Origin of the sequence: Pedobacter paludis (assembly GCF_003173575.1) — a bacterium.
Taxonomy (GTDB): domain Bacteria; phylum Bacteroidota; class Bacteroidia; order Sphingobacteriales; family Sphingobacteriaceae; genus Pedobacter; species Pedobacter paludis.
Window position 1 is genome coordinate 785,120 of sequence record NZ_QGNY01000002.1, and the last position, 14,624, is coordinate 799,743.

General features: G+C 35.8%; 13 protein-coding genes. 12 read left to right on the forward strand and 1 reads right to left on the reverse strand.

The genetic code is table 11. The features are described from left to right. A complete protein-coding gene (locus DF947_RS07905; RefSeq protein WP_109929221.1) occupies positions 1 to 564 on the forward strand; it encodes a DUF3109 family protein in 564 nt (187 codons plus the stop codon). A gap of 114 nt (positions 565 to 678) precedes the next feature. Here the strand turns inward: DF947_RS07905 and DF947_RS07910 are convergent, their stop codons facing one another. Beyond that, positions 679 to 1,326, reverse strand: coding sequence for a LexA family transcriptional regulator (locus DF947_RS07910; RefSeq protein ID WP_109929144.1), 648 nt, complete (start codon positions 1,324 to 1,326; stop codon positions 679 to 681). 108 nt (positions 1,327 to 1,434) lie between these two features. On the opposite strand from DF947_RS07910, the gene DF947_RS07915 reads away from it, so the two are divergent. The 11 genes from DF947_RS07915 to rfbF all read left to right on the forward strand — a co-directional run bounded on the left by DF947_RS07915 (position 1,435) and on the right by rfbF (position 14,622). Beyond that, a complete protein-coding gene (locus DF947_RS07915; RefSeq protein ID WP_109929145.1) occupies positions 1,435 to 2,118 on the forward strand; it encodes a hypothetical protein in 684 nt (227 codons plus the stop codon). A gap of 130 nt (positions 2,119 to 2,248) precedes the next feature. Then, positions 2,249 to 3,298, forward strand: a complete 1,050-nt coding sequence (gene rfbB, locus DF947_RS07920) for a dTDP-glucose 4,6-dehydratase (RefSeq protein WP_109929146.1) — start codon at positions 2,249 to 2,251, stop codon at positions 3,296 to 3,298. Between the two features lie 2 nt (positions 3,299 to 3,300). Continuing rightward, positions 3,301 to 3,840, forward strand: coding sequence for a dTDP-4-dehydrorhamnose 3,5-epimerase (gene rfbC, locus DF947_RS07925; protein ID WP_109929147.1), 540 nt, complete (start codon positions 3,301 to 3,303; stop codon positions 3,838 to 3,840). Continuing rightward, the gene (rfbD, locus tag DF947_RS07930) at positions 3,840 to 4,700 is read left to right on the forward strand and encodes a dTDP-4-dehydrorhamnose reductase (protein WP_109929148.1); all 861 of its coding nucleotides are present in this window, start codon (positions 3,840 to 3,842) and stop codon (positions 4,698 to 4,700) included. The genes rfbC and rfbD overlap by 1 nt, the downstream gene beginning before the upstream one ends. Positions 4,701 to 4,825: 125 nt before the next feature. Beyond that, positions 4,826 to 5,686 (forward strand): glucose-1-phosphate thymidylyltransferase RfbA, encoded by an 861-nt coding sequence (gene rfbA / locus DF947_RS07935; protein ID WP_109929149.1) that lies wholly within the window; start codon positions 4,826 to 4,828, stop codon positions 5,684 to 5,686. A 713-nt stretch (positions 5,687 to 6,399) separates the two neighbouring features. Further along, positions 6,400 to 7,683 carry a nucleotide sugar dehydrogenase gene (locus DF947_RS07940; RefSeq protein ID WP_109929150.1) on the forward strand — a complete coding sequence of 428 codons (1,284 nt, stop codon included), beginning with the start codon at positions 6,400 to 6,402 and terminating at the stop codon, positions 7,681 to 7,683. A gap of 120 nt (positions 7,684 to 7,803) precedes the next feature. Continuing rightward, positions 7,804 to 8,955: a GDP-mannose 4,6-dehydratase gene (gmd, locus tag DF947_RS07945; RefSeq protein WP_109929151.1), complete on the forward strand. Its 1,152-nt coding sequence runs from the start codon at positions 7,804 to 7,806 to the stop codon at positions 8,953 to 8,955. A gap of 139 nt (positions 8,956 to 9,094) precedes the next feature. Beyond that, on the forward strand, positions 9,095 to 11,560 hold the full coding sequence (locus DF947_RS07950; RefSeq protein WP_109929152.1) for an SLBB domain-containing protein: 2,466 nt from the start codon (positions 9,095 to 9,097) through the stop codon (positions 11,558 to 11,560). A 113-nt stretch (positions 11,561 to 11,673) separates the two neighbouring features. After that, on the forward strand, positions 11,674 to 12,801 hold the full coding sequence (locus DF947_RS07955) for a Wzz/FepE/Etk N-terminal domain-containing protein (RefSeq protein ID WP_109929153.1): 1,128 nt from the start codon (positions 11,674 to 11,676) through the stop codon (positions 12,799 to 12,801). Between the two features lies 1 nt (position 12,802). Continuing rightward, positions 12,803 to 13,837, forward strand: coding sequence for a flavin reductase family protein (locus DF947_RS07960; protein WP_109929154.1), 1,035 nt, complete (start codon positions 12,803 to 12,805; stop codon positions 13,835 to 13,837). A gap of 8 nt (positions 13,838 to 13,845) precedes the next feature. Beyond that, a complete protein-coding gene (gene rfbF / locus DF947_RS07965; protein ID WP_109929155.1) occupies positions 13,846 to 14,622 on the forward strand; it encodes a glucose-1-phosphate cytidylyltransferase in 777 nt (258 codons plus the stop codon). Positions 14,623 to 14,624: the final 2 nt, after the last annotated feature.

Below are 14,624 nucleotides of genomic sequence, written 5' to 3' on the forward strand. Positions count from 1 at the left end.
ATGATAGAAGTTGAACAGGTGCTTGTGCACGAAGATGTTTTAAAAGAAAACTTTGTATGTAATTTAAGTAAATGCAAAGGTATTTGCTGTGTTGAAGGCGATTCGGGTGCGCCCTTAGATGTTGAGGAAACGGCTATACTGGCTGAAATTTATCCGAAAATTAAGCATTTGCTAAACGAGAAGGGGATTAAGGCCATTGAAGAACAAGGCGTTTATGTTACCGATTTAGATGGAGATTTAACAACGCCATGTGTAGATAAAAATAAAGAATGTGCTTATGTGCTATTTGAAGGCGGGATTACCAAATGCGCCATAGAAAAAGCATACGAACAGGGAATAGTAGACTGGCAAAAACCAATCTCATGCCATTTATACCCAATACGCATTACGAAATACCCGGAATTTGAGGTTTTAAATTACGATAGATGGCACATCTGTCACGATGCATGCACTTTTGGAAGAGAGTTAAAAGTTCCAGTTTATAGTTTCCTGAAAACACCATTAATCCGCAAATATGGAGAAGATTGGTACAAAGAACTGGAAAGCTCTATAGAGGCAATGTAACCTGTTTTTAATGTATTTGTATTTTTCCTAAATATGCCATGTTTACGCTTAAACCACGGGGATATATGGGAGCGGCTATGACGCAGCCTAAAGTATAATGGCGCAATGCTTAGCTTAAATCAGATTTCTAGTTATTTTTCCCTTTATTATATATAAAGAAGTAATGCTTTTTTTATCTATAATGGTATCTCCTTTAAAATTTGGATTCGAAGAACGAAGTGTAAGCTTGGATTTATCAGCATGCTCATAAATCATTTTAATGCTTCGCATGTTATTGGATTTTTCATCCGTCATGATTACATAAGCTTCTCCCCATTGCAAAACATCATGGTTTGTTACCTCTCTAACCGCAATAATTTCTCCCGATGCATATTTTGGGTACATGCTATCCCCATACACTGGTAAATAAGCAGTACAATCGTTAAAAGGTTTGTAATTAACAAAATACTCTGCCTGTTCTTCTTCTAAGGCAAAAACATCTTCATCCGCTAAGCTGATATTAAAATAGGGAACGCCTTCTTTGGCTTCCGAAACAACTGGTCCCTTTTTTAAAAAAGGCTCTCCCGCTCCATCTTCAAGCCAAGATATATTTACATTGAACTTCAAAAAAAGCCTATCCTTAATTGCAGTAGAAATGCCGATTCTTTCTCTCAGGATATCCGAAAGCGATCCTTGTTGGATGTTTAGGCTTTCTGCAAATTCCTTTTGAGTTTTAAAATTTAATTTTTCTAGGATAATTTTTAGTCTCTGATTTTCAGTCATTTAATATTTTTATTTTAAGTATAATGAATTATAATTCGTTATACTTATTTTATTCTGTATGTTTGTTTCAGCAGCACAAGGTAGTTAAAATACTAAATTAATCTATAAATGGAAAATTCTTCAAATATGATTCATGGTCATTTCACTCAGGAGGGGATTGATGATTTGGCATCGACCACCTTTGATAAAAGATTAGATTATTTAGAAAACTGGATTACAAATGAACGTAAATTAAGGCTACAAAAGGAAAATATAGAACAAATTGGATTTGAAAATACATGCCCGGTTATGTTGAGCACTGAACAGTTAGGCAATCCAAAGATTATAATAGAAAATTTCTTTAAAAATAATGATTTGACAAGCGCTAAATCAAAACTTAAAAACTGGTTTAAAACTGCGTTAACTGAAGATCTACAGTATGAAAATGGGAATGAGTTGCTTTTTTTTCATAATCAGATTATTCAATTGCTTCATGCAGGATATCTAATTGTACAGGATAAATCTTTCGATCAAGAAAAAAGTAGTTCAGAGCATCTGGTAAACAATCCTCATATGATCAGTTGTTTAGATATAAACGAGCAAAGAAGCCCATTGGCATATTTAAATGCGATAAATACCATATCAAATCTAACTTTTTTAAGATATGGCATGCAAGAATGGCTTTATTCGGCACTAAGTAAAAGGAGTAGTATAAGCCATCTGAATAGTAAATTCATATTTGAACAATTTGAGCTTTTGGAAAAATTGTTTGAGGCATTATTTTTGGTTTCTACCCGAGTTTTAAATAGATAAACCTAGAACTCTCGTATTTAATTGAAGGTAGAAGTTGAAAATGGAACTAAGTTGTAGCCATTTAAGGCTAATAAGTTGTTTATGTGTAATATCTATGTTATTTTAGCTGACTGAAAATCATTTTTAAACTGTGAAAAAAATTCTAATTACCGGTGGAGCTGGTTTTATCGGTTCGCACGTTGTGCGTCGATTCGTAACCAATTATCCTCAATATGAGATTGTAAATCTTGATAAACTTACCTACGCTGGTAATCTGGCTAATTTAACAGATATTGAAAACAAGCCGAATTACCGGTTCGTAAAAGAAGATATTGCAGATGCCAATGCAATGAATGAACTGTTCAAAACAGAAAATTTTGATGCGGTAATTCATTTAGCTGCCGAAAGCCACGTAGACCGATCGATAGCAGATCCAACGGCTTTCGTAATTACAAATGTAATCGGCACTGTAAATTTATTAAACGCTGCCCGGGAATATTGGAAAGGCGATTACGATAAAAAAAGATTTTATCATGTAAGTACCGATGAGGTTTATGGTGCATTGGGTGAAGAGGGTATGTTTACTGAAACAACTGCATACGATCCTCATAGCCCGTACTCGGCTTCTAAAGCAAGTTCTGATCATTTTGTAAGGGCTTATCATGATACTTACGGAATGGATTGTGTAATTTCTAATTGCTCTAACAATTATGGTTCACACCATTTTCCAGAAAAATTAATTCCATTAGCCATTAACAATATTAAAAACAATAAACCTGTGCCCGTTTATGGCAAAGGCGAAAATGTTCGTGATTGGTTATGGGTAGAAGATCATGCTCGTGCTATTGATGTTATTTTCCATAATTCTAAAACCGGAGATACTTATAATATCGGAGGTCATAATGAGTGGAAGAACATCGATTTGATCAACTTATTATGTTCAATCATGGACCAAAAATTGGGTCGTGAGGCAGGTGAATCTGCAAAATTAATTACTTATGTAACCGATAGAGCAGGTCATGACCTACGTTACGCGATAGATTCGACTAAACTTCAAAATCAATTGGATTGGGTTCCAAGTTTACAGTTCGAGGAAGGATTGGCTAAAACAGTCGATTGGTATCTTCAGAATGAAGACTGGTTAAACAATGTCACTTCGGGCAATTATCAATCTTATTACGATAAACAGTACAATCACTAAAAATGGAAATTGAGCAAACGGGGTTAAAGGATTGTATCATAATCAAGCCTAGAGTTTTTGAAGATCCAAGAGGGTATTTTTTCGAAAGCTTTAACTTAAATACTTTTGAAGAAAAGACTGGGCAATCAGGAAGATTTGTTCAAGACAATCAATCTTTTTCATCATACGGTGTAATTAGAGGATTGCATGCACAAAGTGGAGAATTTGCACAGGCAAAATTGGTGCGTGTTTTAAAGGGCGAGGTTTTAGATGTTGCAGTAGATATTCGTCCAGATTCTCCAACTTATGGAAAACACATTTCTGTTAAGTTGAGCGCCGAAAATAAACTTCAGCTTTATGTGCCGAGAGGATTTTTACATGGCTTCTCTGTTTTAAGTGAAACTGCAGAGTTTTTCTATAAATGTGATAACTTTTATAACAAGTCATCAGAAGTTGGCGTAATGTATAATGACCAAAATTTAAATATAGATTGGTTAATTCCCGCAGGTAAAGAGGCTATTTCTGACAAAGATTTAATCTTAAATTCTTTTTCTTCACTGTAATGAGCAAAATATTAGTAATTGGCGCCGGCGGGCAATTAGGGCAATGCCTAAAAACTGTAGCAGAACGAAGAGGAATTAGTGACATTGTTTTTCCAGCCGAACAGGAAGCCAATATCTTAAATCCCGATCTTTTAAATTCCTTACTGGAAAAAGAAAAACCTGCTTTTGTAATTAACTGCGCAGCTTATACGGCTGTAGATAAAGCTGAAGATGAAGTTGAACTGGCTAAAGCCGTAAATGAAACTGGTGCAGAAAATTTGGCACATGCCTGTAAAGCAAATTCTTCAACTTTGATTCATGTATCTACAGATTTTGTTTTCGAAGGAAATGAAGTAAAACTTTTAAAGGAAGACGATATTGCCAAACCTATAAATGTTTACGGTGTAACCAAATTAGATGGGGAAAAAGCCGTTGAAGCCATTTTGCCAGAACATGTTATTATCCGTACTAGCTGGCTTTATTCTGAATATGCCAATAACTTTGTAAAAACAATGTTGAAGCTGGGTGCAGAACGAGATGAATTGAATATTATCGCTGATCAAGTCGGTACGCCAACTTATGCCATCGATTTGGCAAATGCTATATTTGATATTATTGCTTCTGACAATAAAGCTTACGGCGTTTATCACTACAGCAATGAGGGCGTAACTTCGTGGTTCGATTTTGCAAAAGCGATATTCGGAATCAGCGAAACTAATGTTAGAACAAATCCAATTCCGGGATCTAAATATCCAACAAAAGCAACTAGACCTGCTTTTTCGGTTATGGATAAATCTAAGATTAAAGAAACCTTTAAATTAGAAATTCCATATTGGAGAGACAGCCTTGTTGAATGCATAGATAAAATAAATAAAGGTTAATCGTTTAAATCGTTCAAGCTGGTTAATTGATTAAGAATCATCAACAGTAGAAATAATATAACAAAGGTTAATAGAATTGAATTTTATCATGATCGATTTTGCAATTAACCAAATAACATAAAGAAATGAAAGGTATAATTTTAGCTGGTGGCAGCGGAACCCGTTTACATCCCTTAACACTTGCTTGCAGTAAGCAAATGATGCCGGTTTACGATAAGCCGATGATTTATTATCCACTATCTACCTTAATGCTTGCGGGTATTAAAGAGATTTTAATCATATCTACACCTCATGATTTACCAAACTTTGAGAAGTTGTTGGGTGATGGTGCATCTTTAGGCTGTAAATTTAGCTATGCGGTACAGGCAGAACCAAATGGTTTAGCTCAAGCCTTTGTAATCGGCGAAGAATTTATTGGCAATGATAAGGTTGCTTTGGTTTTAGGCGATAATATTTTCCATGGTGATGGAATGGCAAAATTATTACAGGCCAGTTCTGATCCTGATGGAGGAGTAGTTTTTGCTTATCAGGTTTCAGACCCAGAACGTTATGGTGTAGTTGAATTTGATGCAAACAAAAAAGCAATTTCTATTGAAGAAAAACCTGTATCTCCAAAATCTGATTATGCAGTGCCTGGGTTATACTTCTATGATAATGAAGTTGTAGAAATCGCGAAGAATATCAAGCCTTCGCCTCGCGGAGAATATGAGATTACCGATGTAAATAGGGTATATCTGGAACGTGGCAAACTTAAGGTAGGTGTTTTGAGTAGAGGAACCGCTTGGTTGGATACCGGAACTTTTACTTCGTTAATGCAAGCGGGACAATTTGTTCAGATTATAGAAGAACGCCAAGGGTTAAAAATCGGATGTATTGAAGAAATAGCCTACAGAATGGGTTTTATTAATGCGGAACAGCTTAAAGCAATTGCTACTCCATTGGTTAAAAGTGGGTATGGAAGTTATTTGCTTAAGCAAATTAAATAATAAAAAAGGGGAAGCTTAAAGCTTCCCTTTTTTTATTATTTCTAGTTTCAAAGGTCTTTCCGTTCCGCTTAGCTCCAGTCGAGATGACGGTTTGTGGAGCTCAACTGTTGTGATAGCGATTGAGGTGCAAGGATTCTACTCGAGAAATCCAAATTAATATCGTCCTTTCGACCGAAGTGGAGAAATCTATAAAGAGGGATTTTTTTTAGGTTCAAGGATCTCTCCTTTGCGCTACGCTTTACTCGACATGATTAACGAATTACTCATCGGATGAATTTTACACAACACCCATATTCATCCGATGAGTAATTCGTTTCGCAACGCTTTAGTCGACATGATGAAATAACGATCATTGGATGGACTTTGCCCAGCACATATTCATTCAATGCCTTAACATCGGATGAATTTTACACAACGCCCATATTCATCCGATGAGTAATTCGTTTCGCAGGGCTTTAGTCGACATTACGAAATAACAATTATTGGATGAACTTTGCCCAGAACATATTCATTCAAATGCATTAATATCGGATGAATTTTACACAACGGCCATATTCATCCGATGAGTAATTCGTTTCGCAGCGCTTTAGTCGACATGACGAATACAATCATTGGATGAGCTTTGCCCAGCACATATTCATTCAATACATTAACTATCTTAAATGCAATCATAAGCATATGATTTTATTTATCTTTAGCCGTTATTAAGTTGAATGGATAAGAATAAGCAAATAGCAATAATTGGGTTAGGTTACGTAGGACTACCACTTGCGATAGAATTTGCAAAAAAATATAAAGTTGTTGGCTTTGATACTGATGATGCAAGAATTATTTCTCTAAAAAGCATTACTGACCATACTCGAGAAGCTAATTTAGAAGATTTGAGATTAGTAACAAGCTATACAGCTGAGGATTACGGGCTTGAACTTAGCTCAAATTTACCAGATATCAGCACCTGCAATACTTATATTGTTACCGTTCCAACACCCATTGATCATTTAAAACGCCCCGATTTAGAGCCTCTCTTGAATGCATCTAAGATGATCGGAATTTTGCTTAAAAAAGGTGACATCGTTATTTATGAATCCACCGTCTACCCTGGGTGTACAGAAGAAGATTGTGTTCCAGTATTGGAAAAAATTTCTGGATTAAAGTATAACGAAGATTTCTTTTGTGGCTATTCTCCCGAAAGGATTAATCCAGGAGATAAAGTTAATACTCTAGCTAAAATTAAAAAGGTAACATCTGGTTCAACACCCGAAATTGCCCTTCAAATCAATGATCTTTATTCTTCTATCATTACTGCAGGGACCCATTTGGCTCCAAGTATAAAAGTTGCGGAAGCATCGAAAGCTATAGAAAATGCGCAACGAGATGTAAACATATCTTTTGTAAATGAGCTTGCGCTTATTTTTGATCGAATGCATATCGATACTTCAGATGTTTTAGCTGCTGCCTCTACAAAATGGAATTTTCTTAATTATAAACCTGGATTGGTTGGAGGACACTGCATTGGCGTAGATCCCTACTATCTGGCGCATAAATCAGAATCTTTGGGCTACAAACCAGAGGTCATTCTATCCGGTAGGAGGGTAAATGATAATATGGGCATGTTTGTAGCGAACAAAGTAATCAAAATGATGGTGGCCAAAGATAAAACCATTAAAGGCGCTAAAGTGCTCATTTTGGGCTTTGCATTTAAGGAAAACTGCCCAGATGTGAGGAATACCAGAGTAGTTGATATTTATAAGGAATTGAAATCTTTTAGTATCGAGGTTGATGTCTGTGATCCTTGGGCCAATGCAGAGGAAGTGAAACAAGAATATCATATTGATCTAATTACCCAGCCAGAATCTAAAATTTATGATGCCATTATACTTGCTGTTGCTCATAAACAATTTTTAGAATTGAATTTTGCTGCGTTAAAAGAGAAGGGTGCAATCATTTTCGATACCAAGTCTTTCATTGATAGAAATTTTGCAGATGCCAGGTTATAATTTTTTCATTCCTGATGGGAGTAATTTTAAGTAAGTTAATCAATTGTTAACACATGACAGTTTCGTTACATTTAAATTATTGTGTATGTTTGCAAGCTTAAAAATCTATGAATTGTTAATATGAAGGTTGCCTTAATAACAGGAGTTACAGGTCAGGACGGAGCTTATTTAGCTGAGTTTTTATTGAAAAAAGGATATTTGGTACATGGTATTAAAAGAAGATCCTCTTTGTTTAATACCGATAGAATAGATCACCTGTATCAGGACCAACATGAAAATGATGTGCATTTTAAATTGCATTATGGAGATTTAACAGATTCAACAAACCTTATTCGCATTATTCAAGAAACCCAACCCGATGAGATTTACAATTTAGGTGCAATGAGCCATGTGATGGTGTCCTTTGATTCTCCCGAATATGTGGCAAATGTAGATGGAATTGGTACACTTCGAATTTTAGAAGCGGTACGCATTTTAGGACTGGAGAAAAAAACTAGAATTTATCAGGCTTCTACTTCAGAATTATACGGGGGGATGCCCGAAAATAAAAACGAAAAGGGTTTCTATGATGAAAACTCCCCTTTTTACCCCCGGTCACCTTATGGGGTAGCTAAAATATATGGCTTTTGGATTACCAAAAATTACCGTGAAGCCTATAATATGTTTGCTTGTAATGGAATCCTTTTTAATCACGAGAGTCCATTAAGAGGAGAAACCTTCGTAACCAGAAAAATTACACGAGCTACCGCTAAAATAGCTTTAGGTCTTCAGGGCTGTTTATATCTTGGTAATTTATCTGCTCAACGTGACTGGGGTCATGCTAAGGACTATATTGAGGCAATGTGGCTAATCCTTCAGCAAGAAAAGCCAGAGGATTTTGTGATCGCTACAGGCATTACCACTACTGTTCGTGATTTTGTTCGGATGAGTTTTGCAGAACTTGGCATAGAAGTTGAGTTTAGCGGCAAGGATGAAAATGAGAAAGGTGTGATTATCGATATTGATGAAGAGAAAGTAAGGGCATTGGGCTTAAATACTGAAAACCTGAAATTTGGACAAACAGTGGTTAAGGTTGATCCTAAGTATTTTAGACCAACAGAGGTGGACTTGCTTTTGGGCGATCCTACAAAATCAAAAACTCAATTGGGTTGGGAGCCAAAATATGATTTACCAGCCCTGGTAAAGGATATGGTGATATCAGATCTTCATTTGATGAAAAAAGATGAATATTTAAAACAGGGTGGTTTTAGAACATTAAACTATTTTGAATAGGTTCTTGAGTATAAGTACATCTTGAATTTATTATTGATTAAACAAAAGATTGAATAATACTGAAACGATATAGCTCATTAATGCTATTTTACTAATGTTTTGCACTAATTAATAACAATGCCGATTACATCGGAGACCTATGAAACAAAGAATAAACATATTAATATCCTTCATCTTTCTATCGCTTGTTATCAGTTTTACGGCTGTAGCACAGAATTATTCTAACGTTAAGGTAGATGAATTATCTGACGCACAGATTTTGCAAATGATTCAAAAGGCGGAATCTGTGGGTTATAATGATGCTCAGCTTGAACAAATGGCCGCCGCCCAAGGGATGAAGGGTGATGAAATTCAGAAGCTTAGACTAAGAATTGAAAAAGTTCGTAAACAGGGTACTGCAGTAAAGCCTGATGATAAACCTACCAATACGGGCCGCGAAATGAGCGAAACCACTGATGGCGGCAAGGTTGATAATGAGAAAAAAGTTTCGGATGAGGAAATCGGGCCGAAGATATTTGGTTCTGAGTTATTTAGAAATGGAAATATCACATTCGAACCTAATCTTAGAATCGCAACTCCAAAAGGATATGTAATTGGTCCTGATGATAAATTATTGATCGATTTAACTGGAGATAATGAAGCCAGCTACAACCTTCAGGTAAGTGCTGATGGAATTATCAATTTACAATATGTTGGAAGAATATCAGTTGGTGGTTTAACCATTGAGCAAGCTACATCAAAAATTGGTGCAGCCATGTCTAAGACCTATCCTTCTTTAAGATCGGGTAGAACGAGTTTAGCGATTAATTTAGGTAATATTAGAAGCATTAAAGTAACCTTAACTGGGCAATTGGTAAAACCAGGTACTTACACTTTGTCTTCTTTATCAACAGTTTATAATGCACTTTATGCATCTGGTGGCCCAGCACAAAATGGCTCGTTCAGAAAAATAGAGGTGATTAGGAATAATAAGGTCATCTCGACTATAGATATTTACAGTTTTCTTCTTAAAGGCATTCAGCAAAACAACATCAGGCTTCAGGATCAGGATGTGATTAATGTTCCTGTGTTCAACAAAAGAGTTGAAATCACTGGAGAGGTTAAACGATCGGCCTTGTTTGAAGTTGTGAATGGAGAATCTTTAAAAGACGTGATTGATTTTGCTGGTGGTTTTACCACTCAAGCTTATACCGCGAAAGTTAAAGCCTTCCAGAATACAGATAAAGACCGTAAAATTATTGATATTGCTTCTGCAGAGTTTTCAACCTATCAACCACAGAACGGTGATAAATATATTGTTGAGGCCATATTGGATCGATTCCAAAATCGGGTAGAGATTTTAGGCGCTGTATTCAGACCAGGCGTATATGAGCTTGAAAAAGGTTTAACTTTAAGGGGATTAATCAATAAATCTGATGGATTAACAGAAGATGCCTTTTTAAATCGTGGTTACATCAATAGATTAAATCCAGATAATACACAATCCTTAATTTCATTTGATGTTGCCAAAATCATTGCAGGTACAGAAACTGATATTCCCTTACTTAGAGAAGATAAAATTACCATTAGCTCTTTATTTGATTTGAGAGATGAATACAAAGTAAGTATTCAGGGAGAAGTTAGGGCTCCGGGCACTTTTGAATATGCCGATGGAATGACCTTAGAATCGGTAATTCAGCTGGCTGGTGGGTTTAAAGAAGGTGCAACACCGAGCCGTATTGAAATCTCGCGGAGAGTAAAAAATAGCGAAGCTACCGTTGCTTCTGCCAGAACTGCTGAGCTTTTTACGGTAAGTGTAGATCAAAATTTAAAACTAGAAGGAGAACCTTTCATTTTGAAACCATTTGATATTATCTCTATCCGGAACTCTGAAGGATACACCATTCAAAAGCAAGTTAAACTGGAGGGTGAGGTTGTTTACCCCGGAACTTATACCATTACTAGAAAAGATGAAAAAATTTCTGAACTGATTCAACGTGCTGGGGGCTTAACTTCTTCTGCTTATCCAGACGGAGCTTCCTTAAAAAGACCTGGCGCCGAGAAGGTCAATCCTAGAGATAAAAATGCGATTAACAATGGAGATGAAGAGGATAAAAAATTCTTAAATCTTAAAAGAGCCCAGGAAGCGGGAGCCAAAGAGGCAGTTGCTGTGGAGGTGGAGCAGAAACTGATTCAAAGTGATTTAGTCGGAATCAATCTGGTTAAGATTTTAGATAGTCCAAACTCTAAATATGATTTAATTGTAGAAGATGGCGATGTGATTCGTGTTCCTAGAACCTTGCAAACTGTCAAAGTTACTGGTGAAGTCCTTAATCCAAATAGTATCGTTTATTTGCCGGGGAAGAGCTTAAGGCAATATATAAATGGAGCTGGTGGCTTTACTTCAAATGCAAGAAAATCTGGAGTTTATGTTAAATACGCTAATGGCTCTGCAGCCGCAGTAAGCAAATTTATTTTTTTCAATAATAATCCTATAATTAAGCCAGGTGCAGAAATTTTGATTCCAAAGCGGGCCGAAAAAGAACGGTTAACTGCTCAAAGTTGGATTGGAATCGGCACCGCGGTTGCCTCTTTAGGTGCTATTATAGTAAGCCTACTTCGGTAATGAATTATTTAAAAAGATGTATTTTCAATAAATACAATCGATTAGCAAAGAGGTTATATTGTTATTAATTCAATTTCTTATAACTTAAAGTATTATTATAATGATTTTTATAAATGATTAATCAAAAAATGGTAAATGAAGAGCATCTTATCATTGAAAATGAAACTGGTGAAATTTCTTTAAAGGAGCTTGCGAAAAGCACTCGCATGGGTTTTGCTTATATCAAATCAAAGTGGCTCATAGTAATTGTTTTTATATTCATTGGTGCAGTTTTAGGTTTTACCTATGCACTTAGTAAAAAGCCAATGTTTACAGCAACAACAACCTTTGTAATGGAGTCCAACGAAAGTTCAAGTGGATTGGCTCAATATGCTGGCTTAGCTTCTATGGCAGGATTAGATTTTGGAGGTAATGGAAGTGGCGGTATATTTCAAGCGGATAATATTATCGATTTATACAAATCCAGAACAATGATTGAAAAAGCATTGCTTAGTTCTGTTAAGGGGAAAAGTGATAGGTTGCTAATTGATTTATATCTCGAAATTAATGGCATTAAGTCAAATTGGATAGATAGTCTAAAACAAAACGATAATAAGATACCAAGAAAAGAATATACTACACTAGATGATTCAACTAATGACAGGTATTTTTCACGTACACAGGATAGTGTCCTTGGAAAAGCCGTAGCAGATATTAATCGGAAATACCTTATCGTAGCCAAGCCCGATAAAAAGCTTAGTAAAATACAAGTTGATGTACAAGCATCAGATGAAGCATTTGCCAAGATGCTAAATGATGCACTTGTGAAAAATGTAAATGATTTTTATATACAAACTAAAACGAAAAAATCTTTGCAAAATGTTAAGATTTTGCAAAAGAAAACTGATTCAGTTCGAGCCGTTATGAATGGAGCTATATACAGTGCTGTCGCGGTATCGGACGCTACGCCTAACTTAAATCCAACTAGGGAAGTGCAAAGGCTTGTGCCCGTTCAAAAAGCACAATTTTCAGCTGAAACAAGTAAAGCAATCTTAAGCTCGTTAGTGCAAAATCTCGAAATGGCGAAAATGTCATTATTAAGTGAGACCCCACTTATACAAGTTGTTGATTCCCCAATACTACCTCTAGATGTGGACAAAACCAATAGAACTAAACTTGCAGTTATTGGGGGATTATTAGCTTTGGTTTTATGTGTGGTCATGTTACTAACAAATAAATTCATAAAAGGATTAATGGCATAATATGACGACTTATACTTTAAAAATAATTAGGATCAAACAAGAAACACCCAATGTTGTAACGCTTTCTTTTAAGCAACCTGCTTTAAAAAAAATAAAATATTTAGCTGGCCAATATCTTACATTGATTTTCCGAATCAATGGCAGAAGATATATCCGGCCATACTCCTTTTCCTCAGCTCCTGGTATTGATGAACTTTTAGAAATTACTGTCAAACGGGTTCCCAATGGCATAGTGTCCAACCATATTGTTGATATGGTAAAAGTAAATGATTCTATAGAAGTGATGGAACCTATGGGTGATTTTATATTCCAAAATAACGAGACATTGACCGATGTTTATTTGTGGGGCGTTGGGAGTGGTATAACGCCTTTGTTTTCTCTTATCAAGTATATCTTATGGTCTAATACTTTTTTAAAAGTTCATTTGATGTATGGAAGTAAAAATTATGAAAATACTATTTTTAAAAATCAAATAGAACATCTCCTTTCAATTTATTCAGACAGATTTATCTTGCAACACTTTCATACTGAAGTTTATGTAGGGGATAAAAACCCCGATGTGATTGAGGGCCGAATCGATCAGGTTAAAGCTTTAAAAATGCTTTCTGAGAATCCGGTAATTGGAAAGAGTTCCCACTATATATGCGGCCCATTAGGATTAAAGGAATCTGTCAAACAAGCATTAGATCATTCTGGAGTTGTTAAATCTCTCATTTTTTCTGAGGATTTTGAACTGATAAAAAATCCAGCCGACTTTGTAGATATTCAGAGTCAAACTGTGAGGTTGAATTTCCAAAATCAAGAATACAACCTTGAAGTTGTCAAAGGCAAAAGTATTTTGGAAGCAGCTCTAGATACCAATATCGAACTACCCTATTCTTGTCAAACTGGCAATTGTAGTACCTGTAAAGGCAAGATTGTTGAAGGAAAGACAAGAATGATCGGACTGGTAAAAGAAAGAACTGATTTACAGGAAACTGAAACATTACTTTGCTGTACTTATCCGTTAACTGAGAATATAATTATAACGATATAAACAAACGAATGAAGGTAGTAATATTAGCTGGGGGCCTAGGCACAAGACTCATGGAGGAAACTGAAGCCCGCCCAAAACCTATGGTTGAAATAGGAGGAAAACCAATTTTATGGCACATTATGAAAATTTACGAGGCCTATGGCTACAATGATTTTATCTTATGCCTTGGTTATAAAGCCCAGACCATAAAAGAATATTTTTTAAACTATTATTTGTATAATTCAGATGTATCCATTGACGTTGGAAAAAATACAGTTGATGTGCATTTCTCCAATTCAGAATCATTTAAAGTTACATTAGTAGATACGGGATTAACTACAAATACAGCTGGAAGGATTAAAAAAATCCAGAAATACGTTCAAGGTGAAGCGTTTATGCTAACTTATGGAGATGGTGTTGCGGATATTAATATTACAGAACTTGTAGACTTTCATAAAAGCCACGGTAAACTTGCCACGTTAACGACAATCCAAACTCCTGGAAGATTCGGAAATATTGAGATGGACCCAGATGGAACCGTACAGCACTTTGTTGAGAAACCACAAGGTGATGGAATGTGGATTAATGGAGGATTCTTCGTTCTCGAGCCAGGAATTTTCAAATATCTGGAAGAAGATATGGAAAATATTCAGTGGGAAAATAAACCCTTAAGGGAAATAGCTCAAGATGGTGAACTTAGTGCATACAAACATGCTGGCTTTTGGAAGCCGATGGATGCTTTAAGAGACCGTATCGAATTAGAAAGCCTATGGAGCAATGGGGAAGCAAAATGGAAAATCTGGTAAAT

What these genes read in the sequence shown, in the direction of transcription:
- DF947_RS07905 (WP_109929221.1), top strand. Translation starts at nt 1, where the DNA reads ATGATAGAAGTTGAACAGGTGCTTGTGCACGAAGATGTTTTAAAAGAA.
- DF947_RS07910 (WP_109929144.1), bottom strand. Translation starts at nt 1,326, where the DNA reads ATGACTGAAAATCAGAGACTAAAAATTATCCTAGAAAAATTAAATTTT.
- DF947_RS07915 (WP_109929145.1), top strand. Translation starts at nt 1,435, where the DNA reads ATGGAAAATTCTTCAAATATGATTCATGGTCATTTCACTCAGGAGGGG.
- rfbC (WP_109929147.1), top strand. Translation starts at nt 3,301, where the DNA reads ATGGAAATTGAGCAAACGGGGTTAAAGGATTGTATCATAATCAAGCCT.
- rfbD (WP_109929148.1), top strand. Translation starts at nt 3,840, where the DNA reads ATGAGCAAAATATTAGTAATTGGCGCCGGCGGGCAATTAGGGCAATGC.
- rfbA (WP_109929149.1), top strand. Translation starts at nt 4,826, where the DNA reads ATGAAAGGTATAATTTTAGCTGGTGGCAGCGGAACCCGTTTACATCCC.
- DF947_RS07940 (WP_109929150.1), top strand. Translation starts at nt 6,400, where the DNA reads ATGGATAAGAATAAGCAAATAGCAATAATTGGGTTAGGTTACGTAGGA.
- gmd (WP_109929151.1), top strand. Translation starts at nt 7,804, where the DNA reads ATGAAGGTTGCCTTAATAACAGGAGTTACAGGTCAGGACGGAGCTTAT.
- DF947_RS07950 (WP_109929152.1), top strand. Translation starts at nt 9,095, where the DNA reads ATGAAACAAAGAATAAACATATTAATATCCTTCATCTTTCTATCGCTT.
- DF947_RS07955 (WP_109929153.1), top strand. Translation starts at nt 11,674, where the DNA reads ATGATTAATCAAAAAATGGTAAATGAAGAGCATCTTATCATTGAAAAT.
- DF947_RS07960 (WP_109929154.1), top strand. Translation starts at nt 12,803, where the DNA reads ATGACGACTTATACTTTAAAAATAATTAGGATCAAACAAGAAACACCC.
- rfbF (WP_109929155.1), top strand. Translation starts at nt 13,846, where the DNA reads ATGAAGGTAGTAATATTAGCTGGGGGCCTAGGCACAAGACTCATGGAG.